This is a genomic window from Arthrobacter monumenti (assembly GCF_054511255.1).
In genome coordinates, this window is record NZ_JBTNCY010000001.1 from 357,666 (window position 1) to 379,613 (window position 21,948).

Genomic DNA, 21,948 nt, shown 5'->3' on the forward strand with positions numbered 1-21,948 from the left:
TGAAGTGGTGGCTTGTTCCCACTCATAAAAACACCCAGAGCTGACAACGCGGTTAACCTCAGATGGACCATGAACGACAGCCACCCAACACCTGCTCCTGAGGCTGCGGTTGGCGGGGTCACACTTATGCGGGTCGGTGCCGGTATCAGCCTGGTGTCGCTGGGAGAGCAGCGCGGGCACGATGCCGGTAAAGAGCCTCGTGATGGCGTAGCCCGCGATGACCAGCAGCCCGACGAGTACACGGCCAGCTTATTATTGGAGCATCAGTGTACTTCTGCCAGGGTCAACGCGTATCGGTTTTGTTCGTCGGTCCATTGCCCTACGGTCTTCAGCTGGGCCGCTTCCAGCTCAGCTGTGATACCGCTGGTGCGGAACTTCGCTGAGATTTCCGTACGCAGTTCTTCGCCTTCCTCGAACCGGACGTCGAGGTTGATGGCGGGCAGGTGCACCTGCATGGGTCTGCTGGCGCGGAGTCTCATTTCAATCCACTCCTGCTCGGGATTCCATACCGCCACGTGCTCGAAGGCTTCAACGTCGAAATTGGCTCCGAGCTCCGCGTTCAGGACGCGCAGGACGTTCCGGTTGAAGTCGGCTGTGACACCGGCGGCGTCATCATAAGCAGGAATGAGTACGTCTGACGATGTGATCAGACCGGTTCCCAACAGCAGCGAACCGCCGGTGGGACGAAGCAGTTCCCGGATGTGGTGCAGGAACCAAGCGCGTGCCTCCGGTTCCAAATTGCCGATCGTTCCACCGAGAAACGCCACCATCGTTGATCCCTGGTGCGGAAGCAGATGCAATTGTGTTTCGAAGTCGGCGGCCACGGCTTGCACTTCGATGTCGGGAAATGAGCGTGCGAGTTCATCGCCGGCTTCCAGCAGGGCGCTGTCGCTGACGTCAACTGCCACATAGCGGCGCAGCGGTCCCGCCTTCTTGAGTGCATTGAGCAGCAGCGGAGTCTTGCGGGAAGATCCGGAACCCAGTTCGATGAGCGTCGCCGCCGGACCGGCAGCGGCAATTTCATCTGCGTTGTTTTCCAGAACTTCGCGCTCAGCCCGGGTCGGATAATACTCGGGCAGTTCGGTGATCCGTTCAAACAATTCACTGCCGTTTTGGTCGTAGAACCATTTGGGCGGAAGCGTTTTCGGTGATCCGGTGAGGCCCGCGCGCACATCGGCGCGGAGGTTGCGTCCGTGGTGGTCGGGAGGCAGATGGTGGATGATGCCGGGGCGGGCTTCTGAGACGGTCATATCAGTACTCGTTCTTTCCGTTCGACGGAGATCGGGCGGACATCCACGTGGTCAGCGGTGGCTGTGAGCAACGACTGGTCGGGCACCTCGTGCCAGTCACCGTCGTCTATGGGTTCGCTGGCGACGACCGTTCCGGATGGGCCAGAACGCCAGAAGAGTGTGTCGCCCGCTGCGGTGGCAGTAATGCTGCCGCCGTCCGTGAGCAGGAAGTTGAGCCGTCCGGTGGTCAGCGCGGACACCTCAGTCACTACAGTCGCCAGTGCATTGGCGGCAGCCTCCCCAGCGGCCAGCTTGGCCGAAATCAGCCCCCATAGCAGCGCCGAATCCACGCGGGATTCGAGGCCGAGCAGCCGGTCCGCCGGCAATGTGGCCACCAGCGATTGCATCGAGTGTGGCCAGCCCTCGATCCTGCCGTTATGGCTGAAGAGCCACTTGCCCTCGGCGTACGGTGCGGCAGCCGACTCGTCGGAAGTGGTCCCCGGTGTCGCGGAGCGAACGGCGGCGAGCACGGCCGCGCTGGAGGTTACCCGTGCGACGTCGGCGAATGAAGGGTCTGCCCACATTGGGACAGCGCGCCGGTACCGGGCGGGCACCGGATCTCCGGCGGCGTACCACCCGGCGCCGAAACCGTCTGCGTTAACCGTTCCGTAGCGTTGCCGCCGCGGCGCCCAGGATTGTTTGAGTAAACCGTGTTCGGGAGCAAGCAGCAGCTCGGCCAAGGACGTCGAAGGGCCCAGAAAAGCGAGATGGCGGCACACGTTCTAGTCCACCGTCGTCGTCGCGTCGCGGGCGGTTCGGAAACCGGTGAAGATCTGGCGCCGGATGGGGTGGTCCCAGTTGCGGAACGTCCCACGGCACGCCGCCCTGTCCACCGCCCAGGACCCGCCCCGCAGTACTTTGTAGCCGCCGCCGAAGAACACTTGGCTGTATTCCGCATACGGGAACACGCTGAATCCGGGATACGGCGTGAAGTCGCTGGCGACCCACTCCCACACATCCCCCATCAGTTGGTGAACGCCCAGGGGCGAAGCCCCTTCGGGATGCGAGCCGACAGCCGAGGGACGCAGGGCGTCCCCGCCCAGATTCGCGTGCATCGGCGTCGGATCCTCGTCGCCCCAGGGATACCGCCGGGAGCGGCCGGTGGCGGGGTCGTAGCGTGCCGCCTTTTCCCATTCGGCCTCCGTGGGCAGGCGCCGGCCGGCCCACCGGGCATAGGCGTCCGCTTCATACCAGCTCACGTGCTGGACCGGCTCGGCGGCGGGGACCGGCTCGACGACGCCGAACCGGGTGCGGATCCAGCGTCCGCCGTCGCTTTGCCAGTACTTCGGCGCCATCAGGCCTGCTTCATTGCGGTGTGCCCACCCTTCCGCCGTCCACCAGCGGGAGTCGTCGTAACCGCCGTCGTCGATGAACCGTTCAAAGGCCGCGTTGGTCACCGGCAGAGTATCGATCCAGTAAGCGGGCAGTTCCACCTCGTGGGCGGGACGCTCATTGTCCAGCGCCCAGGGCTCGATCGAGGTTCCCATGGTGAAAGATCCTGCCGGGACATGGACCTCCTGGGGCAACCGTTCCATATCAGCAGTGGGCACGGCCTCCGCGGCCCGAACCGGATGAAGAACCGGCTCCCCCGACCTGAGCTGATGCGTGGCGAGCATCGTTTCGGCGTGTTGCTGCTCGTGCTGGATCATCATTCCGAACACGAAGCCGCCCTCCACCAGCGGCGAACCTTCCAGCGTGGCGCCGTCGAGGATGTCCAACGCTTTGCTGCGCACTTCCGCGATGTACTGGCGGGATTCGGTTGGAGGAAGCAGCGGTAGTGACGGCCGGGCGCTGCGCGGGTTTTCGAAGGCGTCGTAGAGCCGGTCGATGTCCGGCCGCAGTGGCTCCCGCCCGCCGACGTCGCGCACCAACCAGAGCTCCTCCTGGCTGCCGACGTGGGCCAGATCCCACACCAGTGGAGACATCAGAGGTGAATGTTGCTTTACGAGCTCTCCTTCATCAATGTCCGTCAAGGTATTGACGCGGCTTCGCGCGCGTTCCAGTCCCTCTGCGATAGAGGCCTTCACCGCGTTCGAAGAGGCCGTATCGCCTCCAGCAAAATGATTCTCGGTCATCGCGCTTCTTCCTTACTTGGGGATTGGTCAAAGAAACTTCCGGTACGCCGCCACAGCTCAATCCGGTCATCGGCCGGGCAGCGGCCCCGCTGGGTATAACGCTCGATGAAAGCCGCGACCCTCGACCGGGTGGCCGGATCGGCGCCTAAACTGTCCAGAGCATCCAGTGCCGCATCCGCGCATGCCAAAGCGGCTTCCGCAATGATCGGGTCGCTCATCGCGTCGCGGGCCGCCGTCGCCATCGGCTGGGGCAGGTCCGCAACGGGGGCGCAGGCCGCGGCGGCAAGATCGGCTGCCTTCTCATCCTCGACCAGTGCGGCCGTAACCGCCGCCGCAGTCTCCCAGTCGCCGCCTGCCTGGGTGTCGATCACCCTGAGCTCGAGGAAACCGCGGGGACGGATGAAGGGGAAGAGCGTGGTGAGATGGTACTCGACATCCTGCATAGTCGCCGGTCGCGGTCCCTCCCCGCGCAGCCATCCCCTCATGGTTAATCCGTTCGGCGCGCTCCAGGAGCCATCGGATGAGGGAATGCAGAGGACAAGGGCATCCATTGCGTAACGCGCCCACGCCGCCGGCGGGTCCTCCGTTACGGGAACGGGGGCAGTCCGGGATGAGTCCGTGGCCAGCCAGACCCCCTGCCTGGCGCTGCGCCACCCGCTGGGAGCGCCGTTCCGAAAGGGTGAGTTTGCAAACATGGCGGTCAGTACGGGAGCGAGATAGTGCAACCTCGCCCACCGTTGCGCGGCACTTTGCGAACCTGCGCCGGCAAAACCGGCGTCGAGACAGACCTGCAGCGACGCCGTCGAGCACATCATGGTCCGGCCGGCGGAACCGGACCGGTCAAAATGCTGTTCCATGGCCGCGTACCGGGATTCGTACAGCGTCCGCACCGGCGGACGGAACGCGTCCAGCGCGAGCGGGCTGAAGGTCAGACCCGCGTCGTAAAAATGCCCGTCGATGGTTTTCACATCGGCGCGCATGGCTTCAATCAGAGACGGAAGGTCGGAACCACAGGCTGAACTGATTTCCAGCTGGCCGCCGGGTTCAAAAGTGATAGCAGCACCGTTCGGGAGCACATCACCGGCAGGCGCTGCAGCCGCACGGACCTCCGCAACGGGAACCGGCCGTCGTGGATCGGCTGCATCATGGATGATTCGTTCAATTTCCACGCCTACGGGTCCCGGAGGGCCGGTCTTGAAGCATGTCGAGGCAATATAAACCTCCGCCTCAGACTCGGACAGAGGCCGCAGGTCACGTTCCAGCTCAGGTGTAAATGTCACGGCATGCTATCCCTTCAACGATGGACACTTTCGATCCGTGGGCCTGGCAGCCTGATCACCACACTAGAGGGTGAAGGATCTTTTGTTGTGTATTCCAGATCACAGAATCGCCAATCCAACCGTCTTAGGGTGAAGCACAAGCTCCTCAAGAAAGGTTGGTTCATCATGACTGCAGCATCAGCTCACGCACACCATGGAGCAGTACCGACGGGCATCGGACGGCGCGCCACCGCCGGAGTGCTTGGAGGCCTGGCCGGTGGCCTCGTCTTCGGAGCGCTCATGGCGATGATGGGCATGCTCGCCACCATTGCCTCCATGGTCGGCTCATCCTCCCCTTGGGTGGGGTTCGGCGTCCATCTGATGATTTCCATCCTGATTGGACTCGCTTTAGCCGTCCCCTTCGCCGCATTGCTCAATAGCTATGGGAAAGGAGCACTCGTTGGACTGGGATACGGTCTCCTCTGGTGGATACTCGGCCCACTGCTGATCATGCCGATGATGATGGGGATGCCGCTGTTCACCATTAATGCAATGGCACTGATGTCGTTGATGGGACATCTCATCTATGGCGTTATTCTGGCGGTGGTGGCCGTCCGCGTATTCCAGAGCAAATCATGACTGAAGCCTGTGATCTGGGCGGCGCCATAATCCAGGGAGGCGCAGAAGCGCGTCCCTGGGCGCCGCAGAGACGAGAGGCCGACACGCGCATGTCCGAACATCCGGACCGGTTCAGCTGCCTGAATGCAGTGGACTTGTTTGCCGACCTGACGCAGGACGAAATCCAGGCGATGGAAATGATGGTGCCGGCGCGACAGTACCGCCGGGGTGAACTCGTTTTCAGCCAGAGCGACCCGGCCACCGCCCTGTTCATCCTTAAGGCTGGCCGAATACGCATCTTCCGGTTGGCCGAAGACGGCCGCGCCCTGACAATGGCAATCCTTGAACCAGGTGCTGTCTTCGGTGAAATGCTGCTGGTGGGCCAAAGGATGTATGACAATTACGCCGAAGCGATCGATGATTCGACAATCTGCCGGTTGAGCGCGGCAGACGTGGAACGCTTCCTGCTTTCCGATCCAAGAATCGCCATCCGGATCTCACGCCTGCTGGGCGAACAAGTCAGCCTGCTGGAGGAACGGCTCACCGATCTGGCCCTCCGCCCGCTGGAGGCGCGGGTGGCCAACACGCTGCTCAAACTGGTCGACACAACGGCACACCACGGACTCAGCCGCGCACCGGTCATCAAGCTGACACACAACCAACTCGCCGGCCTGCTGGGTGCCACCCGCGAGGCGACCAGCAAAGCCATGTCCGAACTCGCTGCCAAGGACATTATCCGTCAGGCCCGCGGCCGAATTGTCATCCTGGAGCCGAATGCCCTCAAGGCAGCAGCACGCAAAACTTCCTGACCGGCCACGGACCCGCAGGAATTATCAGGACCCGTCTGGGACTTACACCGGACGGAACCACAAATTCAACAAAAGGAAGAAAACCATGCCCCGCATCCCCGCACAGACCATCGACGGCGCTCCGCAGGAGTCCCGCGAACTGGCAGAGAAGATGGAAAGGAAAATCGGCAAGCTGCTGAACATCCACGCCGGGATGGCCCACTCCCCCGTGGTCATCGCCGCCTATGACGGAATCGCCGGCGCTATTGCCAAGCACGGCACCTTCGACGCCCGTACGCAGGAAGCCATCGCCCTTGCCGTTGGAAACGAGGACGGCTGCGACTACTGCCAGTCAGCCCACACCATGTCCGGCAAGGCAGCAGGATTCAGCGAGGAAGAAACCAAGGCCATCCGCGCCGGCAACATCGACTTCGATGACCGACTCGCCGCCATCACGGCGCTGGCACGGGAAACCGCTTCGAACACCGGTTCAGTGTCGGAAGAAACCTGGCAGGGAATGCTCGACGCCGGGTGGTCTGAAGAGGAACGGTCTGAAGCGTTCGCACACATTGCCGTGAACCTGTACACCAACTACTTCAACCACTACGCCGGCACGGAACTCGACGTTCCCGCTGCTCCGGAACTCTCCTAAAGGAGGGCCAATGACAGTCGACAATACCCACGTCCGTCGAGAGCAGGTCGAGGTCAACGGGACCACTCTCTCGTACCTCAGCAGTGGGGATCCCCAAGGCGACCCTCTGCTGCTTCTGCACGGCACATTCTGGAGCCGCGTCTGGCAACCCATCCTGCCAGCGCTGGGGGAACAGGTTCGTTGCATCGCTTTGGATCTGCCGGGTTTCGGCCGCAGCGAAGGCGAGCTCGACGTCGACCAGGCCAGCGTCCCGGCGCTGGCGCAGACTGTCATTGACGCCGCCGATTCCCTTGGCCTCGACAACTTCGCCGTAGCTGCCCACGACATTGGCGGTGGCATAGCCCAGCATCTTGTGGCCAACAGCGGCCGGGTCAGCCGGATGGTTTTGATGAACGCAGTCATGTTCGATTCCTGGCCTGTTCCGGCTGTCGAACGGTTCCGGGATCCCGCGGTACGGGAGGAGGTCACCGCCGAGCAGCTGCAACAGGGACGCCGTGAAGCCACGCGGAAGGCCGTCGCCCGGGAATTGACCGATGAAGAGCTGGACGATTACCTCTCGCCCTGGCAGAGCCCGGCCCGGTCGCGGTCCTGGATGGCGATGGCAGCGGCCGCAGATAGCGTCTACACGCTCGACCTCGTTCCCGCCTTGAAAGAAGCAGCGGTTCCGACCCGGTTGGTATGGGGACGCAACGACGAGTTCCAGAAAATCGAATTCGCCCGGCGTTACGTTAGCGAAATTCCCGCCAGCGACCTTGTAGAGGTGGAGGGCAAGCATATTCCGACAGAAGATTCACCCAATGAGGTCGCCGACGCCATCCTCGAACACCTGCGTGCCTAAGGCCATAGTTCCATCCGGGTAATCATGAGCCCTTGACGGTCAGCGGAAGCATCTTCCGGAGGCCGGCGTTCTCCCCTGGATCGAGCACGGAGTGCTGGACACAGGCGGGAATCAGTCGTCCCGTCTCCGGGTGGCTCATGGTGTACATGCAGGCGCCCAACCGTTCCTGGGTTTCCCTGACTTTCGGATCATCGCTGTCAATCCCCTGTTCCATCAGATCCCACGCCGGCTGGACATCGGCTGCGTCCATGAAGTTGTGAACCACGAACGTTTTGACGGCGATTTTCTTTCGCACGGCGGCGCGCATTAGAGCCTTCAGACCGCCGCAACGGTGGATGATCCGCTGGGCCAGTCCCATCAGAGGAGGAACGACGCCGGGGTGCCGTACCAGCATCCGAAGGATCTTCACCAACAGGATGGGCATTGAAACGCCGCCGAGAACCATTCCAGCGAAACGGTCCAGGACCCGGTCCCGCACGGCGAGGTCCTTTGGTTCGTTTGGATCCAATATGGGGACGAAGACGCCGTCGACCCTTATTCCTGCCGTGGAGCGGTTGCATCTTGGGTCGCCGAACTGGGTAGCCTGCCACGGCAGTTTTTGCCCGGCCCCTTCCTCGATGCGGTTCCAGACGGCGTCGATGGTGACGTCGTCGAAATCTTCCTTCCACCGCCGTTCGTCTCCGATAAAAGCCGCCGGTTGAAAGGAGAGCATGTCGAACGGCATTTCCAGGACATCCCGAGTGACTGAGCCGACCTGCGCGACATTTGAAGGTGTGACCGTCATGTTGTGGGCCAGATAGGAACGGACGCCGTGTTCGCGCTTCAAATCGATGAACATCCGGGCAAACTTTTCCCGGAACGGGTTGAGTTCGGCCTCGGTATGCGGCCGGACGGCGCCGCGCCGGCCCCGCATCAACGAATCGAAATGAGCGGCAAAGGAAACTCTCTGGAACCGCGGCTTGCCCTCGGCGTCGAGGACGACGTCAAGCAGGTACTGGTAGTCGAAATCCCCATGCGTCATGGACATCGGCTCGCGGCCATTGGCCCGCATGGCCAGCAAAGCCGCGGCGTGGTCCTCTGGCGCGAGCAGGCTGACCTCGCCGCCAATTAGCTGGGCATGAGCCCGAGGACCACGGGTTTCACGCAGGAACTCCATCTGGCGTGTCACCTGTTCAACGGTATGCGCGCCGTCGATCCGCACCTTGTTCGCATCAGCCGCGTGGTAGCACGGTGAGCAGGTCAGGTTGCACTTGGGAAACACGCCATGCGTGCCCTCACAACCGACCGCGCAACGGCCCAGCAGCTGATTCGCAGTCTTCACGTGCTCCGGCAGTTCCGCCCATCGCCGGTCCAGGGCGGCGCGGACTTCGGCCGTGATGGGGCGGGTCTCCAACTCGAGATCCTTTATCCAGGTGGAGATCGACATTGACCCTCCGGTTCACGCGGCAGTTTGCGTCTTTGCTGCAAGCCTAAGCCCTTTTGCCCGCGGCGCTTACGGCGTCACTGCAATTTAATACGACGGCGAACGAGGGCGGACAGAAGCACTCAGCTCAACAGCCGGTAGCCGGACACGATGCGGTGAGTTGCGCTGACGAGGACAACGAACGCCCAGACGGCGGCGATCTGCCACGACGCCGCGGGGAAGATCAGCCACAGGCTGTGCACGAGGACGGTTTCGGCTCCCTCTGCGAGTCCTCCCAGAAATGACAGCGAGCGCCCGTCGTCTTTCTGCCTGCCCGTCTTCTCTGCGATGGAGGAAAACGCGAGAAATACACTGCCATTGATGTAGTAGGCGAACATCACGGCCAGAAACGGCAGCCAGGGTGCGTCGAACGCCGTCGTCGCTCCGATCCCCACCCCAGCCACGGTGGCGCCGTAGACGACGAAATCGGCTGAAATGTCCCAGAAACCGCCCCGGCCTGAGTCCGGATTTTGCCCATTAGCTGGGCCCTCTTGGGTCCGGCGGCGGGCCAAGGGCCCATCGACGCCGTCGGCCGCCCGGCACAGCAACCATGCCACCAGCGCGGGAAGCCATTGTTGTGAGGCGGCAAGAGCCGCACTGACCAAGCCCAGGAGCAGATTCAGTCCTGTCAGCCGGTCCGGAGTAATCCACGGGCGGTCAAGCCAACCGGCAACGGTGTCCAGGGCGGGCGAGAGCAGCGGGCGGAGCCGGGCATCAAACATCGTCCGCCTGCTCCCTGCTGCGGCGGCGGACAGCGAAAATGACACCGGCAAGAGTAAGCACTCCCAGCACGCCGGCGGCCACGTTTGTCTGCCAGCCGAAATCCAGTCCATAGGCGCCAAGTGCGACAAAGCTGATGGTTCCGGGCAGTATCCCCAGGCCGGTCCCCAGGAAGTACGGACGCCATCCCAGCGAGGTCAGGCCGGCGGAGTAGTTTAAGGCGGTGAAGGGCAGAACCGGCACCAGCCGGACACCGATGACAGCGGCGAAACCACGACGGCGGAGCACCTGGTCGACCTTGTCCACCCGGGTTCCGGTCAACTTCTCCACCGCGTCCCTGCCCAGGAGCCGTCCCAGCCAAAAGGCAGCCGCCGCGCCGATCATCGCACCGGTGTAAACGAGGATCAGTGCTCCGGTGAAGCCGAACAGCACCCCGGCGGCAATGGATAGAACATTCTTCGGTACCGGAGCCAAAGTCAATGCCGCATAGCCGATGATGAAACCCGCCGGTGCCCACCAGCCGGCACGGTCGGTCATCCGGCGCAGCTCCTCGACGTCAGGAACAGGCACCAACAACACAGCCACGGTGAGCCCGGCTACGAATAACACCAGAATGAGTAATTTCCGTACCGGCGTGAGGATAAGGATGCGGGAGGTGACGCGCTTTCCCTGCATAGATTCCCGCCGTCGGTCGATTCAGGTTCCTGTTGGGGAGCCATTGACGATATCGACGATACTGGAACCTGCAGATCAACAGTGTGAAGGATTCCTATGACGCTTCCCGTTTTCCGGCGTGGCCACGGCCCTGCCCTCGCCGGCGTCACCGGAGCCGCTATGTTGCTGCTGTCATCCTGTGCCGCCCCGACAGTGGCGACCACCGAGGAATTCACAGGATTCGAGCAGGTCGTGGCGAAAGCCGACGGCCAAACAGTTGATTTATGGATGTATGGCGGGGACCAACAGGGCAACAAATATGTTGACGAGGTCCTCGCGCCCGCCGCGGCCGAACAGGGTGTGGAACTGCGCCGGGTTCCGGTGGCCGACACGGCGGACGCCGTCAACCGTGTCCTGACCGAAATTCAGGCCGGCCGAAACGATGGCTCCGTGGATCTGGTCTGGGTCAACGGAGCCAACTTTGGCACCGGGAAACAGGCCGGCGCCTGGCGGTGCGGCTGGACGGATCTGCTGCCCCACATGAAATACACCGCCCCGGACGATCCCCTGCTTACCCATGATTTTGGCGTCCCCGTGGACGGATGCGAAGCGCCCTGGCATAAGGCCCAGTTCACCTATGTGTATGACTCGGACGCCATCGCCGATCCTCCCACCACTCTGGAAGGGATTCTGGAGTGGGCCGAAAAGAATCCGGGCAGGTTCACGTATCCGGCCCCTCCGGACTTCACGGGCAGCGTGTTCCTGCGCGAGGTTCTGCTCAGTACCGCAGGCGGTGCCGGCGAGGTCCCACAGACATTCTCGCAGGAGGCCTTTGACCGCTTGGCGCCGGCGGCAATCCAGAGACTCGAGGGGCTTGAGCCGTCGCTGTGGCGTGAAGGCCGGACCTATCCCCGTGACGAGCAGGCGCTGAACCGGCTTTTCGCCAACGGGGAGGTCGATATGACCATGACCTATGGACCGGCCAGATTGACCGACCTCGTCGAATCGGGGGCGCTGCCGGAATCAACGGAGATCCTCCCGCTGCAGGAAGGAACTGTTGGCAACGCGAGCTTCCTGGCCATCCCTGCCAACGCTTCCGACGCGGCGGGTGCCATGGTTGTGGCCAACCTCGCCCTGTCCCCTAAGCAGCAGGCCGCCAAGGCCAACCCCGAGGTGTGGGGACAATTCCCGGTTCTGGATATGGACCGGCTTTCGCCAGATCAGCGGCAACTGTTCAAAGACCTGCCCTCATCGGACGTCGTTCCCCCGTATGAGGTGCTGTCCCGAAATGCCCACGGTGAACTCGCAGCCGAATGGGTCACGCCCCTTGACCAGGCCTGGCGCCAGGACGTGGCCTCCGGACGATGAGCGCAACAAGCGCGACCCGGCGCAATCTCTTACTCGCCGCACCGGCGGTTGTGCCCGTCGTCGTCGTTATCGCCGGAAGTCTGGGTGCCGCCCTGCTGCAAAGCGTGGGACTGATGCCTTTCGCCGGACCTGCCAGATTCACGCTTGAGCCATGGACCAGCAACGCAGCCGAGCTGGCACGCTCCGCCGCGGTATCGCTGTATATCGCCGCCACTTCCACCCTGCTTGCCTGCATTGTGGGCTTCGCCGCGGCCGCCTACATTCTGGCCATGCCGCGGACCGGACGTCTGGTTGTCGCGGTCAGCGCTGCCACTATCCCCATCCCACATCTGATCGGTGCCGGGGCCGTCGGACTGCTGCTTTCAGACGCAGGTTTCCTGGCCCGCATCCTGGGAATGCCCGACGGCGGCTTCCCCACCTTTGTCGGCGGCCCCTTCTGGAGCGCTGTCATCTTTGAATATGCGTGGAAAGAATCAGCGTTCGTTGCCCTGGTGATCGTCGGCAGTCTGGCCCGTTCCGTGGGCGGATTATGCGACGCCGCTGCAACTCTGGGCGCGGCACCGTTGCAGCGGATCACGCATGTGGTGCTGCCGTTGGCGCTGCCGGCCCTGGCCGTTTCAGGGCTGATCGTTTTCGTTTACACCCTTGGCTCCTATGAGGTTCCCTGGCTTCTCGGGCGTATCGACCCCGAAGCGTTGCCGGTCCGGGCCGTGCGTCTGTTCGGATCCATCGACCTGGACTCCAGGCCCCAGGCGATGGCCACCGCCCTGTTGTCGGTTTTGGCCGGCGCCGTGGCCATCATTGGTGGGCTGGTCCTGCTTCGGCGGATGCGTGGACTGCGATGATCCCGGTGCTTCAACGACCTTCCTCCTCCATGCGGACCAGCATGCCCGGCGGCGCCGCCGGACGGACGCTGATGGGATTGCTGCTGATCCTGTGGTTTGCCTTGCCGATGGTCCCCCTCGCTCTGTGGGCGGTAGCCGGCCGGTGGCGCGCTCCGGCCGTCCTGCCGCAAACGTACGGTTGGGAAGGGTGGTCAGCGGCCGCCTCCTCCGGATTGTTTCCGGCCCTGTTCGCATCGGCCCTTCTCGGTGCCGGGGTGGCCATCCTCGCCACACCGTTGGGTTTTCTCGCAGCTGTATCCATCCGGCGTCTTCCCCGGCGGTACGGCCGTGTCGTTGAAGGTATCCTGTTGACCCCCTTGGCGATACCGCCATTTGCCCTGGTGATGGGCATGAATGTGGTGCTGTTGCGGGCCCACATGCCCGCGGCCGGAGGCGTGCTGCTATTGCTCGTGGTGACCGCACTGCCCTACACAGTGTTCATGTTCCGCAGCGCTCTGGCCGGATACGACGACAGGTTTGAGGAAGCCGCCCGGTCGTTGGGCGCTTCCAAAGCACAATCGATCCGCCACGTCCGCCTTCCGTTGCTCACAGCCGCGACATCCCGGGCGGCGTTCCTGGCGTTTCTCGTCGGCTGGGGCGATTACATCGTCACACTGATCGTCGGAGGGGGCCAGCTCAGGACGCTTCCGATGACCCTGGCATCTGCGGCATCGGCCACCGGCAATGAACAACTCACGGCCGTCCTCTCCTTGACCGTGGTGCTGCCGCCCCTTGCCCTGCTGACCGCACTGCTGCTCACCCAGCGGCATGGGAGGATGCGATGAGTTCACGGCTTGAGCTGAAATCCATCAGTCACAGCTATTCGGATGGGAGAGAGGAGGTGCTGAAAGACATCTCCCTGACGGTCGAAGCCTCGAGGAGTGCCGCCCTGCTGGGTGCTTCGGGCAGCGGCAAATCGACGCTCCTGAGGGTGGCGGCAGGCTTGGAGGATCCCGCCACCGGACAGGTACTCGTCGATGGGGAGGATCTGGCGGGCACGCCTCCTGACCGTCGTGGCATTGCACTGGTGTTCCAGAATCCATTGTTGTTTCCGCACCTGAACGTCGTAGACAACGTCGCATTTTCGGCCCGGATGGCTGGCTTTTCCAGAAGGCGCGCCCGCCGTCAGGCACTTGAGTACCTCGAACTGGTCCAGCTCGAGGATTTTGCGCACCGCCACACTTGGCAGTTGTCCGGTGGCCAGGAACAGCGGGTGTCATTGGCCCGGGCGCTGGCCAGGCAGCCGCGACTGCTGCTTCTGGATGAACCTTTCAGCTCGCTTGACTCAAGACTGCGCGAGGATATGTACAACCTGGTTTCGCTCATCCGTGAACAACTCGAACCCACCATTGTGATGGTCACCCACGACCGGCGGGAGGCATCCGTGCTCGCGGACTCCATCGCGGTCCTGGACACAGGGAGCATCCTGCAGCACGGTCCCGTCCCCCAACTCCATTACCGGCCGGATTCCCTTGCGGTCAGCAGGATCCTGGGAGGACTCAACGAAATCCCCGGTGAAGTCACCGGCGGAATCCACAGGTCAGCGCTCGGCGGGATTAAGGTCCAAGACGCGGTCGACGACGGCGCCGCCTTCCTGGTAATCCGGCAGGAAACCGTCAATCTGGTCCCCGCAGGCACCGGCGTGGTTGATGGATCGATAACCTCCATCAAGTCAATGGGAGCCCACACCCTGGTTACCCTGACCATCGATAATGGGAACACCGCCAAGCCTGCTGTGCGCATATCTGCCGAGGTGGTGGGTGCCCCGGACCTTTCGATCGGCGACCTGGTCGGAGTCGACTTCGAAAAATCCGCCGTCTGGGCCGTCAACAACTAAAATCAGTCCAATGAGCACTGCGATACGGATCAGGAGCCGTTATGGACATGCAGCAGAAGACTGTCGGTGGGGTCACCAACCGATGGCTTGATCACGGCTCTGGCCGGCCGGTTGTCCTGATCCACGGAATACCCACCTCGCCCCGGTTGTGGCGCCACGTCATGCCGTTGATCCGCGGCCGTTCCATCGCCTGGGAAATGCATGGCTACGGCTCCAGCATCCCGGTCCATCAACAGGAGAACATCAGCCTGTCGGCGCAGGCGGACTACCTCCAGGGTTGGCTGGATTCACTCGAGCTTGTGGAGCCACCGGTGCTGGTGGGCCATGATCTCGGCGGTGGAGTGGCACAAATAGCCGCTGCCCGGGCACCGGAACGTTTTGCCGGCCTGATGTTCACCAATGCAGTCTGCTACGACTCCTGGCCCATTCCGAGCGTGAAGATGATGCAGCGCTTGGCCCCGGTCCTGCGGCACCTTCCCGAGGTGCTGCTGTACCCGACATTCGTCCAACTTATCCATCGGGGCCATGACAGCAGGCAGCGGGCCCGCGAATCCCTCAGCGAGCATTGGGCCCCCTATGTCGCCCACGGCGCTGCGCGAAGCATGATGCGCCAGGTCGCCGCCCTCGATGTGCGGGACACCGTCAGGATCGCGGACCGGTTGCCGTCTCTGGGACTGCCCGCACGCGTGATTTGGGGCGAAGCGGACAGCTTCCAGAAGGTAGAGTACGGCGAACGTCTGGCGGCTGATCTTGGGACTGAATTAACGCGCATACGGGGTGGGAAACATTTCACCCCGGAGGACCACCCTAACGACGTCGCCGCCGAAATCAACGCGCTCCTGGAGCGCTGACCACTGGGTGGCCCGGGTTGCGCTCTCCTACCGCCTCACCGACTTTGCAGGGACATGCAAACCCGGGAATGGGCACTCAACAGCGACCGTTGACGCCCATGAATCATCCCGAATTATTACTCGAAGGAGTTTTCCTTGCCCAATTTCGATTCACTCTGGTCGTCCGTCCGGCTCGGTTCCACCGAGCTGTCCAATCGGATTGCGCTGGCTCCCATGACTCGCGTAAGTGCTACCGAGGATGGTCATGCTACCAACAGGATGGCCTCCTACTACGAGGCTTATGCGCGTGGAGGATTCGGACTGCTCATCACCGAGGGGATCTACCCGGATACCTCTTACAGTCAGGGTTACCTGTTTCAGCCTGGTATCGCCACCAAGGAACAAGCAGATTCCTGGAGCAAAGTCGTCGACGCCGTCCACTCGTCCGGTGCACGCATGTTTGCGCAACTGATGCATGCCGGGGCTCAGAGCCAGGGCAACCGGTTCGTTGAATCCTCGATAGGTCCGTCCGCGGTCGCGCCCAAGGGCGGGCAATTGGCGTTCTATCGTGGCGAGGGCCCCTTTCCCACACCTTCAGAGATCACCACCGAGCAGATGGATGAAGTCCGCAAAGGCTTCGTGACGGCTGCGCTGCACGCCAAAGAGGCAGGCTTCGACGGCGTCGAAATCCACGGAGCGAACGGATACCTGCTGGACCAGTTCCTGACCGATTACTTCAATAAGAGGACCGACGAGTACGGCGGATCCCCTGCCAACAGGGTGCGGTTCGCGTCTGAGATCTGCCGTGCCGTTCGTGAGGCGGTTGGGCCGGAAATGACGGTGGGAATCCGCATTTCCCAGGCCAAGGTCAGCGACAATGACCACCGGTGGAGTGGCGGCTCGGAAGAGGCGAAGGAAATCTTCACCAGCCTGGGAAACGCTGGGATTGACTTCATCCACACCACCGAGCCGCGGGCCACCGCTCCGGCATTCGACGACGGCGAAGACTCCCTGGCCGCACTCGCCAAGCAGTACTCAAAGGTAACCATCATCGCCAACGGCAGTCTGGATGATCCGGAAACGGCTGCTTCCCTTGTCGACGACGGCGCTGCTGATATCGTCGCGCTGGGCAAGGCGGCGCTGGCTAATCGCAACTGGCCACACCGCGTCCGGAACAACCTGGACTTTGACGAGCTGGACGGAGCGCTGTTCGCGCCCGTAGCGGATATTAAGGACTGGGAGCTGGAGCTGCCCGCCTGACTTGCTTTGCGAAGCATTCTGGTGGTCACGAAAGAATCTCAATTCCATACCAATCCGGTAACGGGGCCGGTCCCGAAGCACTAATGTCCTCTACCCCCAACAGGAAATTATGGAGGCAACATTATGCAGAACACGTTTACCAAGTCCCTCGCCGTCACCGCCGTCAGCGGTCTGATGCTCGTCGGAGGCGCAGGCATGGCCAGCGCCGATACCACCGATACCAACCTCGAAGGCGCCACCACCGAGGTTTCCGACAACCGCGTCGAGGACAGCGGCAACCTCTCGGTAGGCAGCATTCTCAACGATGTGGTCGACACCGGTGACGTCGCGAGCAACAACAACGTGCTCAGCGGAATCGACGCCGACGTCTCCGATAACCTGAACGGCATCGCCAGCGGAAACGACGCTGACGTGACTGCCAACCCTGATGTGGACAGCAATGTCGACGCCGATTCAGACGCCGGCAGCAATGTCGACGCCGATACCTCGGCCGACAGCACCACGGACGGTAGCTCCGACAACGAGGGCTTGCTGGGCGGACTGCTCTAACCGGCCCCCTCAAGGAACTGTGTGGCACCCATCCCGGCCCGGGACGGGTGCCACACCCATGTCCGGGACTTGATGGTCCGCCCAGTTCAGATACCAGCCCTCCCCTCAGACCCATCCGTGACGACGACCACACCGAATGACTTGTATGCGGGTCCAAAGGTGGACTCCACGAACCTCATAAGGAGAAGACTATGTTGAAGAAAAAAGTACTTCTGCTGGCCCCCGCCGTCGCGCTGGGCCTGACCGCCATGGCCGGTGGGCCCGCAATGGCAGACCATGCCGCGGGATCGTACTCGACCACCTTCCAGGACATCAACGAGACCGGCGCCAGCGGCAGCGCCTGGGTCAACGTCGAAGGCGCCACCGCTACGGTCAACATTGAGGCCTCCGGACTGGCAGAGACGTTTGGCAAGGGTCCGTTCCCGCACGTGCAGCACATCCACATCGCTGCACAGGGCACCTGCCCGACCATCGCCGAGGATGATGCCAACGGCGACGGAATCGTAGATACGGTCGAAGGTGTGCCTTCCTACGGTGAAATCGGCACGACACTGTCCCTCGGCGATGCCGATAAGAGCCCGGCAGCAGCCACCGACATCAGCGTTGCTCCTTCCGGTTCATCGTTTACCTACTCGGAAACCTTTGAGTTGAACGATGCCACCCAGGACGCTCTGGCTGAAGGCACCGGCGTCATCGTCGTTCACGGCATTGATCCTGCCGGTCTGAGCGAGGAAGCCGCCACCGCCAAGTCCAACCTGGTTCCGGAACTGCCGCTGGCAGCAACGGCACCGGCACTGTGTGGTTCCTTGGAGATGATGCCCGCAGGTGGCGCTGACACCGGCGTTACCGCTGCAGCTGAGACCAACGGTGGCAACGGCGGAAACGAGATGGGCATGATCGCTCTTGGTGGTGGCCTGCTGGCCGCAGCCGGTGGAGCCTACGCCCTTCGCCGCCGCATGGTCGCCGGACGCTAAGGTCCAACCCCGAGCAGGATCACTGACCCCTTGTGATCCACAGGGCTAGACAGAACCGCCGCCTCCGCCACTGGCGGAGGCGGCGGTTCCCCTTTAATCCATGAGCACTCCCCCAAACTAAACCCTTCCTTCAATACCCGATGAATGGACAATCATGAACATCAGAAAAAGCACCCTGGCAGTCATAATCACTGCGGCCCTGGTAGGAGTCGCTGGATGCGGCTCCTCAGGCGAAGATACCGCCGGGGAGGTCACCGCACCGGAGACATCTTCCTCAAGCATGGCGGCCGAACCACAGTCATCACCCAGCGAATCCATGGCGGCCGAGTCGCCGTCGCCATCTGAGGAGCCAATGAGCGAGGGCATGGACTCCCCTGAGGAAGTGGTCATTACCGTTGAGGGCTTCAAGTTTGATGGTCCCGAGTCTGTCAGCCCCGGCGCGACCATCACCATAGTCAATAAGGATGCGGCTCCTCACACGGTGACTTCCGAGGAAGAGGGAGTATTTGACGTCAAGTTCGACGGCGGTGAAACCGTCACCTTCACGGCCCCGGAGGAGCCGGGCGAGTACCCCTACATCTGTACTCTTCACCCAGCGATGATGGGCACCCTGGTTGTTGAATAAGAGGCCGACTCTCGATCAGCCGGTCGCCGGTTGACCTGCGCCACTCGGATGCAAAGAGTATGCCTGTGGCCGGGTGCGATGTGCCACATCTTTTGGCAGCACACACGGCACGGGCGAGAATGAACTGTGGTCGGTCGACGGCGCCCTGCCAATGTCCCGCCACAGCACCCATGCCTCGAGGAGAACACAAAAGTTGAGCGTGCAGAACAAGTTTGCCCTCGCCATCGCTATCATTGCGGCTTTCGCGCTGGTGGGGTTCGCGTACGTATCCAACACCAGCGGCACTGAAAAACATGACCTCGCAGCCAACGCGCAGGTCGTCCGGGACGGCAGTCACCGGCTGTCAACGGCCGAGGATGAGAAGGCGGTGCTGGTCGAGTTCCTCGACTTTGAATGCGAAGCCTGCGCCGCCGCTTACCCGCTGGTCGAAGAGTTGCAGGCAGACTACGGCGACAAGGTAACCTTCGTCAGCCGGTACTTCCCGATGCCGGGCCACCCGAATTCGATGAACGCGGCGCTGGCGGTCGAAGCAGCAGCGCAGCAGGGCGAGTTCAAAGCCATGTACCACCGCATGTTTGAGACCCAGAACGACTGGTCACACAGTCAGGAGTCGCAGGCAAAAACGTTCCGGGGTTATGCCAAGGATCTCGGGCTGGATATGAAGGCCTACGACAAGGCCATTGAGGACCCGGCGACGGCCGCGCGAGTCACCCTGGATAAGAGCGACGGCGTGGGCCTCGGCGTCACCGGAACGCCCACCTTCTTCCTGGATGGAGAGAAGATTCAGCCGTCCACGGAGAAGGAGTTCCGGGAGCTGATCGAAGAAGCCATTCGGCATTGACTCCTGGCAGCTTTTTGCCCTCCAGGCTTCCCGGGCATGGTTAGAGTTGAACCACCAACGGACCATCCAGTCCTTCGAGTACTTCATAGTCCTTGTCCTGCGTGGCCACGGGCATGCCATGAGCCAAAGCTACAGCGGCGATCCAGAGATCATTGACGTTAACTTTTCGGCCGGACTCATACAGCCTGAAGCGGAGGCGGGCCCAATGTCTGGCGGCATCCGCATTCACCGGCAGAACTTCGAATCTTGCCATGAACTCAACGGTCGCCAGGCGGCGCGCGTGGATTTCTGTGTCGCTCGCTGCCAGGACGCCGGCATGCAGTTCCCCGAGGGTAATGACGCTGAAGTACATCTCCTCGGGGAGCTTAGATTCTTCGATTCTGCGACCGGATTCCAATGCGATGAACACGCTGGTATCAAGCAACGCTTTCATCGAATGGGACCAAGGTCCTCGGTGGTATCGCCAGCCAGGACAGCGAGATCGTCCTTGAGACCTGGGTCCGCCAGCGGGAGCGAAAGCAGATCCGACTTTGTCATGAATGGTTTCAGCCCCGGCACGACCGGTTCAAGCCGGGCTGCCGGTGCGCCATGGTTGGTGATGATGATTTCCTCTCCAGCATGAGCCCTTGCAACCAGATCCGCTGTCCGATTTCTTAGGTCACGTACGCCTACAGTCGCCATAGCGCCATATTACCGGCCTGTGCACATTTGTGCCACAGCGGAGTGGCGGCCACCGCTCCTACAAGCGGGTGCCCTGGTAGGCGGAATATGAAAAGGAGCGTCAGCTGGGCTCGCGCAATCTCAGGAACGGCTGTCGGGTGTCCACAGAGGTGGAACTGCGTGGGCGCCGTACTGGAGGCAACGGGTGCAGAAGTAACTCGTGTCTCCGAGCCGGGCGAGCTCGCCGTCGTCGTTGATTACCGGCGGCGTGTATTCCTCGATGTAAAGATACTCGTCGGTCTTGCACTTGTTGCAGGTTGGTACCGCGGCCAGCTTGTGGTTCATTGTCCGGTCGGCCGGAGTGAAAGCAGCGGCCGGGCTGGAAGGCTGGGGAGCGCTTCGGTCGGGGCTGCTGGTCTTGGTTTCGAAATCAATGGTGGTCATGGTCGCACCTCATCCCGGGACCACGAACCGGGCCGAGCCACGGTTCACGGTTCCCGTCTTCACAGAACTTCCGTTGGCCGTTGCTTGACCTCGCTTTTCAGTTTACGAGATTCGTCAAGATCATGGCCAACCCAGACCGTTACGTCGCGATGATCTCCACAATCCGCTCGCCGATAACGCTGCCGTCGATCCAGTCTTCAAATTGCATGGTCAGGTAGTAAGTTCCGGCCTCCGGCGGATACAGCAGCATGTCATAACGCTCGGCCGCCCCCGACGCGACGATGTGGGTCATCAATGGGTAATCGGTGAAATGACAGGCCCGGCAGGGACCCTGACGCGATGTCTCGCGGAACGGCCGGCCGTCATGGGAAAGCAGTTCTGCCATCTTCACCGGGGCCCCGCTACTGTCGGTAAACCGCATGGTGGTCGGCGAGTAATTTGCGTTGAGCAGCCGGAGCAAGGTTGGTGCGCGGTCGGCCCCAGCCACATTCGCGCGCATGTTCTGCAGACTCCAAACATGCTCGCCCCCCGGACGGTGGGCAAGCTCCCCACCGAGCAGGTAGAAGTACTCCGGCTGGAAATTGTTGAGGCCCACGTCCTCGCCGGACAGCCCCTCTGCATGGTTGTAGTCGTGCCAACGTGGATCCACCGAGTACGGTGCGATGAGCGTCTCCGTATCGATGTCGTACTCCGGTCCATCGATAAAGATCCGCCGGGTGACGCCGTCGTTAATCGGGAAGACGGGATGCACCACCGGATCGACAATCAACGGTCCGAACATGCCCAACTGCACGTGCAGGGTGGTGTTCACGTGACAGTGATAAAAGTAGGTTCCTGCTCCACCAAGGTTCGGGTCCCCAGGCCAGCCGACTTCCGGTTGCCACTGATACGTATACTCGCCCTCGATTTCAAACGACGTATGTCCCACGCCGTCGTTGCGCGGATCCGGTTCGAGCCCATGCCAGTGGGTGGTGTGCGGTCCCTTGCTGGGATGGGTGGTCCCATGGAAGATCTGGCCCTCCTGGACCCGGATGAGCGGACCGGGAAACGCACGATCACCGGCGTCGTCATTGAAGCACATGATCTCGTGCTCTTGGCCGTCGTCGAACCGCAGGTCCCGGCGGAACACATCAAGTTCGATGGAAACATCCGGTTCTTCCCAGTATTCGGTGACGGGGTTGTCTTCCTGGGCTTGATTTGAGCTGAAGTCGACCTGGCTGTCGTACAGGTGCTCATGAGGTGAAATAGTCATCGAGACTTATTCCTTTGATTCGGGCAGGCGCACACCCCAGCTGCCGCCCGCTGCTGGTCTCAACCGGGA

At 62.2% G+C, this 21,948-nt stretch carries 25 protein-coding genes; 14 read left to right on the forward strand and 11 right to left on the reverse strand.

Annotated elements, in window-relative coordinates:
* Positions 1 to 263 precede the first annotated feature (263 nt).
* From egtD to ACX80B_RS01720, 4 genes are read right to left on the reverse strand one after another with little or no spacing between them, the layout of a single operon-like run.
* A complete protein-coding gene (egtD, locus tag ACX80B_RS01705) occupies positions 264 to 1,250 on the reverse strand; it encodes an L-histidine N(alpha)-methyltransferase (protein ID WP_459292381.1) in 987 nt (328 codons plus the stop codon).
* The gene (gene egtC, locus ACX80B_RS01710) at positions 1,247 to 2,008 is read right to left on the reverse strand and encodes an ergothioneine biosynthesis protein EgtC (protein WP_459292383.1); all 762 of its coding nucleotides are present in this window, start codon (positions 2,006 to 2,008) and stop codon (positions 1,247 to 1,249) included. Before egtC ends, egtD begins: the two co-directional genes overlap by 4 nt.
* Before the next feature lie 3 nt (positions 2,009 to 2,011).
* Positions 2,012 to 3,364 carry an ergothioneine biosynthesis protein EgtB gene (gene egtB / locus ACX80B_RS01715; RefSeq protein WP_459292385.1) on the reverse strand — a complete coding sequence of 451 codons (1,353 nt, stop codon included), beginning with the start codon at positions 3,362 to 3,364 and terminating at the stop codon, positions 2,012 to 2,014.
* Positions 3,361 to 4,644, reverse strand: a complete 1,284-nt coding sequence (locus tag ACX80B_RS01720; protein ID WP_459292387.1) for a glutamate-cysteine ligase family protein — start codon at positions 4,642 to 4,644, stop codon at positions 3,361 to 3,363. Before ACX80B_RS01720 ends, egtB begins: the two co-directional genes overlap by 4 nt.
* A gap of 165 nt (positions 4,645 to 4,809) precedes the next feature.
* Here ACX80B_RS01720 and ACX80B_RS01725 point away from each other — a divergent pair, with 165 nt between their 5' ends.
* The 4 genes from ACX80B_RS01725 to ACX80B_RS01740 all read left to right on the forward strand — a co-directional run bounded on the left by ACX80B_RS01725 (position 4,810) and on the right by ACX80B_RS01740 (position 7,519).
* The gene (locus ACX80B_RS01725) at positions 4,810 to 5,262 is read left to right on the forward strand and encodes a hypothetical protein (RefSeq protein WP_459292389.1); all 453 of its coding nucleotides are present in this window, start codon (positions 4,810 to 4,812) and stop codon (positions 5,260 to 5,262) included.
* Between the two features lie 89 nt (positions 5,263 to 5,351).
* Entirely contained in the window at positions 5,352 to 6,050 is a 699-nt protein-coding gene (locus tag ACX80B_RS01730) for a Crp/Fnr family transcriptional regulator (protein WP_459292391.1), read from the forward strand.
* An 85-nt stretch (positions 6,051 to 6,135) separates the two neighbouring features.
* On the forward strand, positions 6,136 to 6,681 hold the full coding sequence (locus ACX80B_RS01735; RefSeq protein WP_459292393.1) for a carboxymuconolactone decarboxylase family protein: 546 nt from the start codon (positions 6,136 to 6,138) through the stop codon (positions 6,679 to 6,681).
* A 10-nt stretch (positions 6,682 to 6,691) separates the two neighbouring features.
* A complete protein-coding gene (locus tag ACX80B_RS01740; RefSeq protein WP_459292395.1) occupies positions 6,692 to 7,519 on the forward strand; it encodes an alpha/beta fold hydrolase in 828 nt (275 codons plus the stop codon).
* Positions 7,520 to 7,541: 22 nt separating this feature from the next.
* Here ACX80B_RS01740 and ACX80B_RS01745 read toward each other — a convergent pair whose 3' ends face one another.
* The 3 genes from ACX80B_RS01745 to ACX80B_RS01755 form a co-directional block, all read right to left on the reverse strand.
* Positions 7,542 to 8,945, reverse strand: a complete 1,404-nt coding sequence (locus tag ACX80B_RS01745; protein ID WP_459292397.1) for a hypothetical protein — start codon at positions 8,943 to 8,945, stop codon at positions 7,542 to 7,544.
* Between the two features lie 119 nt (positions 8,946 to 9,064).
* The gene (locus ACX80B_RS01750; protein WP_459292399.1) at positions 9,065 to 9,703 is read right to left on the reverse strand and encodes a CDP-alcohol phosphatidyltransferase family protein; all 639 of its coding nucleotides are present in this window, start codon (positions 9,701 to 9,703) and stop codon (positions 9,065 to 9,067) included.
* A complete protein-coding gene (locus ACX80B_RS01755) occupies positions 9,696 to 10,376 on the reverse strand; it encodes a TVP38/TMEM64 family protein (RefSeq protein ID WP_459292401.1) in 681 nt (226 codons plus the stop codon). Before ACX80B_RS01755 ends, ACX80B_RS01750 begins: the two co-directional genes overlap by 8 nt.
* Before the next feature lie 96 nt (positions 10,377 to 10,472).
* Here ACX80B_RS01755 and ACX80B_RS01760 point away from each other — a divergent pair, with 96 nt between their 5' ends.
* The 10 genes from ACX80B_RS01760 to ACX80B_RS01805 all read left to right on the forward strand — a co-directional run bounded on the left by ACX80B_RS01760 (position 10,473) and on the right by ACX80B_RS01805 (position 19,523).
* Positions 10,473 to 11,723 carry an ABC transporter substrate-binding protein gene (locus tag ACX80B_RS01760; RefSeq protein ID WP_459292403.1) on the forward strand — a complete coding sequence of 417 codons (1,251 nt, stop codon included), beginning with the start codon at positions 10,473 to 10,475 and terminating at the stop codon, positions 11,721 to 11,723.
* A complete protein-coding gene (locus ACX80B_RS01765; RefSeq protein WP_459292405.1) occupies positions 11,720 to 12,568 on the forward strand; it encodes an ABC transporter permease in 849 nt (282 codons plus the stop codon). Before ACX80B_RS01760 ends, ACX80B_RS01765 begins: the two co-directional genes overlap by 4 nt.
* A 29-nt stretch (positions 12,569 to 12,597) precedes the next feature.
* Positions 12,598 to 13,392: an ABC transporter permease gene (locus ACX80B_RS01770; RefSeq protein ID WP_459292407.1), complete on the forward strand. Its 795-nt coding sequence runs from the start codon at positions 12,598 to 12,600 to the stop codon at positions 13,390 to 13,392.
* A complete protein-coding gene (locus ACX80B_RS01775; RefSeq protein ID WP_459292409.1) occupies positions 13,389 to 14,444 on the forward strand; it encodes an ABC transporter ATP-binding protein in 1,056 nt (351 codons plus the stop codon). Before ACX80B_RS01770 ends, ACX80B_RS01775 begins: the two co-directional genes overlap by 4 nt.
* Before the next feature lie 47 nt (positions 14,445 to 14,491).
* Complete coding sequence (locus tag ACX80B_RS01780; RefSeq protein WP_459292411.1) at positions 14,492 to 15,295, forward strand: alpha/beta fold hydrolase; 804 nt, start codon at positions 14,492 to 14,494, stop codon at positions 15,293 to 15,295.
* Positions 15,296 to 15,430: 135 nt separating this feature from the next.
* Positions 15,431 to 16,534 (forward strand): oxidoreductase, encoded by a 1,104-nt coding sequence (locus tag ACX80B_RS01785; RefSeq protein WP_459292413.1) that lies wholly within the window; start codon positions 15,431 to 15,433, stop codon positions 16,532 to 16,534.
* A gap of 123 nt (positions 16,535 to 16,657) precedes the next feature.
* Positions 16,658 to 17,083, forward strand: a complete 426-nt coding sequence (locus ACX80B_RS01790) for a hypothetical protein (protein WP_459292415.1) — start codon at positions 16,658 to 16,660, stop codon at positions 17,081 to 17,083.
* 191 nt (positions 17,084 to 17,274) lie between these two features.
* A complete protein-coding gene (locus ACX80B_RS01795) occupies positions 17,275 to 18,057 on the forward strand; it encodes a hypothetical protein (RefSeq protein ID WP_459292417.1) in 783 nt (260 codons plus the stop codon).
* A 154-nt stretch (positions 18,058 to 18,211) separates the two neighbouring features.
* On the forward strand, positions 18,212 to 18,682 hold the full coding sequence (locus ACX80B_RS01800) for a cupredoxin domain-containing protein (protein WP_459292419.1): 471 nt from the start codon (positions 18,212 to 18,214) through the stop codon (positions 18,680 to 18,682).
* Positions 18,683 to 18,881: 199 nt separating this feature from the next.
* Positions 18,882 to 19,523 carry a DsbA family protein gene (locus tag ACX80B_RS01805; protein WP_459292855.1) on the forward strand — a complete coding sequence of 214 codons (642 nt, stop codon included), beginning with the start codon at positions 18,882 to 18,884 and terminating at the stop codon, positions 19,521 to 19,523.
* Positions 19,524 to 19,563: 40 nt separating this feature from the next.
* Here the strand turns inward: ACX80B_RS01805 and ACX80B_RS01810 are convergent, their stop codons facing one another.
* The 4 genes from ACX80B_RS01810 to ACX80B_RS01825 all read right to left on the reverse strand — a co-directional run bounded on the left by ACX80B_RS01810 (position 19,564) and on the right by ACX80B_RS01825 (position 21,879).
* Positions 19,564 to 19,956, reverse strand: a complete 393-nt coding sequence (locus tag ACX80B_RS01810) for a PIN domain-containing protein (protein WP_459292421.1) — start codon at positions 19,954 to 19,956, stop codon at positions 19,564 to 19,566.
* Positions 19,953 to 20,204: a type II toxin-antitoxin system Phd/YefM family antitoxin gene (locus tag ACX80B_RS01815; RefSeq protein ID WP_459292422.1), complete on the reverse strand. Its 252-nt coding sequence runs from the start codon at positions 20,202 to 20,204 to the stop codon at positions 19,953 to 19,955. Before ACX80B_RS01815 ends, ACX80B_RS01810 begins: the two co-directional genes overlap by 4 nt.
* A 120-nt stretch (positions 20,205 to 20,324) precedes the next feature.
* Positions 20,325 to 20,627: a hypothetical protein gene (locus ACX80B_RS01820; protein WP_459292424.1), complete on the reverse strand. Its 303-nt coding sequence runs from the start codon at positions 20,625 to 20,627 to the stop codon at positions 20,325 to 20,327.
* Between the two features lie 139 nt (positions 20,628 to 20,766).
* Positions 20,767 to 21,879, reverse strand: a complete 1,113-nt coding sequence (locus ACX80B_RS01825) for a multicopper oxidase domain-containing protein (protein ID WP_459292426.1) — start codon at positions 21,877 to 21,879, stop codon at positions 20,767 to 20,769.
* Positions 21,880 to 21,948 lie beyond the last annotated feature (69 nt).

What these genes read in the sequence shown, in the direction of transcription:
- egtD (WP_459292381.1), bottom strand. Translation starts at nt 1,250, where the DNA reads ATGACCGTCTCAGAAGCCCGCCCCGGCATCATCCACCATCTGCCTCCC.
- ACX80B_RS01820 (WP_459292424.1), bottom strand. Translation starts at nt 20,627, where the DNA reads ATGACCACCATTGATTTCGAAACCAAGACCAGCAGCCCCGACCGAAGC.
- ACX80B_RS01810 (WP_459292421.1), bottom strand. Translation starts at nt 19,956, where the DNA reads ATGAAAGCGTTGCTTGATACCAGCGTGTTCATCGCATTGGAATCCGGT.
- ACX80B_RS01730 (WP_459292391.1), top strand. Translation starts at nt 5,352, where the DNA reads ATGTCCGAACATCCGGACCGGTTCAGCTGCCTGAATGCAGTGGACTTG.
- ACX80B_RS01825 (WP_459292426.1), bottom strand. Translation starts at nt 21,879, where the DNA reads ATGACTATTTCACCTCATGAGCACCTGTACGACAGCCAGGTCGACTTC.
- ACX80B_RS01765 (WP_459292405.1), top strand. Translation starts at nt 11,720, where the DNA reads ATGAGCGCAACAAGCGCGACCCGGCGCAATCTCTTACTCGCCGCACCG.
- egtB (WP_459292385.1), bottom strand. Translation starts at nt 3,364, where the DNA reads ATGACCGAGAATCATTTTGCTGGAGGCGATACGGCCTCTTCGAACGCG.
- ACX80B_RS01790 (WP_459292415.1), top strand. Translation starts at nt 16,658, where the DNA reads ATGCAGAACACGTTTACCAAGTCCCTCGCCGTCACCGCCGTCAGCGGT.
- ACX80B_RS01755 (WP_459292401.1), bottom strand. Translation starts at nt 10,376, where the DNA reads ATGCAGGGAAAGCGCGTCACCTCCCGCATCCTTATCCTCACGCCGGTA.
- ACX80B_RS01760 (WP_459292403.1), top strand. Translation starts at nt 10,473, where the DNA reads ATGACGCTTCCCGTTTTCCGGCGTGGCCACGGCCCTGCCCTCGCCGGC.
- ACX80B_RS01750 (WP_459292399.1), bottom strand. Translation starts at nt 9,703, where the DNA reads ATGTTTGATGCCCGGCTCCGCCCGCTGCTCTCGCCCGCCCTGGACACC.
- ACX80B_RS01735 (WP_459292393.1), top strand. Translation starts at nt 6,136, where the DNA reads ATGCCCCGCATCCCCGCACAGACCATCGACGGCGCTCCGCAGGAGTCC.
- ACX80B_RS01800 (WP_459292419.1), top strand. Translation starts at nt 18,212, where the DNA reads ATGAACATCAGAAAAAGCACCCTGGCAGTCATAATCACTGCGGCCCTG.
- ACX80B_RS01770 (WP_459292407.1), top strand. Translation starts at nt 12,598, where the DNA reads ATGCGGACCAGCATGCCCGGCGGCGCCGCCGGACGGACGCTGATGGGA.
- ACX80B_RS01740 (WP_459292395.1), top strand. Translation starts at nt 6,692, where the DNA reads ATGACAGTCGACAATACCCACGTCCGTCGAGAGCAGGTCGAGGTCAAC.
- ACX80B_RS01795 (WP_459292417.1), top strand. Translation starts at nt 17,275, where the DNA reads ATGTTGAAGAAAAAAGTACTTCTGCTGGCCCCCGCCGTCGCGCTGGGC.
- ACX80B_RS01775 (WP_459292409.1), top strand. Translation starts at nt 13,389, where the DNA reads ATGAGTTCACGGCTTGAGCTGAAATCCATCAGTCACAGCTATTCGGAT.
- ACX80B_RS01725 (WP_459292389.1), top strand. Translation starts at nt 4,810, where the DNA reads ATGACTGCAGCATCAGCTCACGCACACCATGGAGCAGTACCGACGGGC.
- ACX80B_RS01745 (WP_459292397.1), bottom strand. Translation starts at nt 8,945, where the DNA reads ATGTCGATCTCCACCTGGATAAAGGATCTCGAGTTGGAGACCCGCCCC.
- ACX80B_RS01815 (WP_459292422.1), bottom strand. Translation starts at nt 20,204, where the DNA reads ATGGCGACTGTAGGCGTACGTGACCTAAGAAATCGGACAGCGGATCTG.
- ACX80B_RS01780 (WP_459292411.1), top strand. Translation starts at nt 14,492, where the DNA reads ATGCAGCAGAAGACTGTCGGTGGGGTCACCAACCGATGGCTTGATCAC.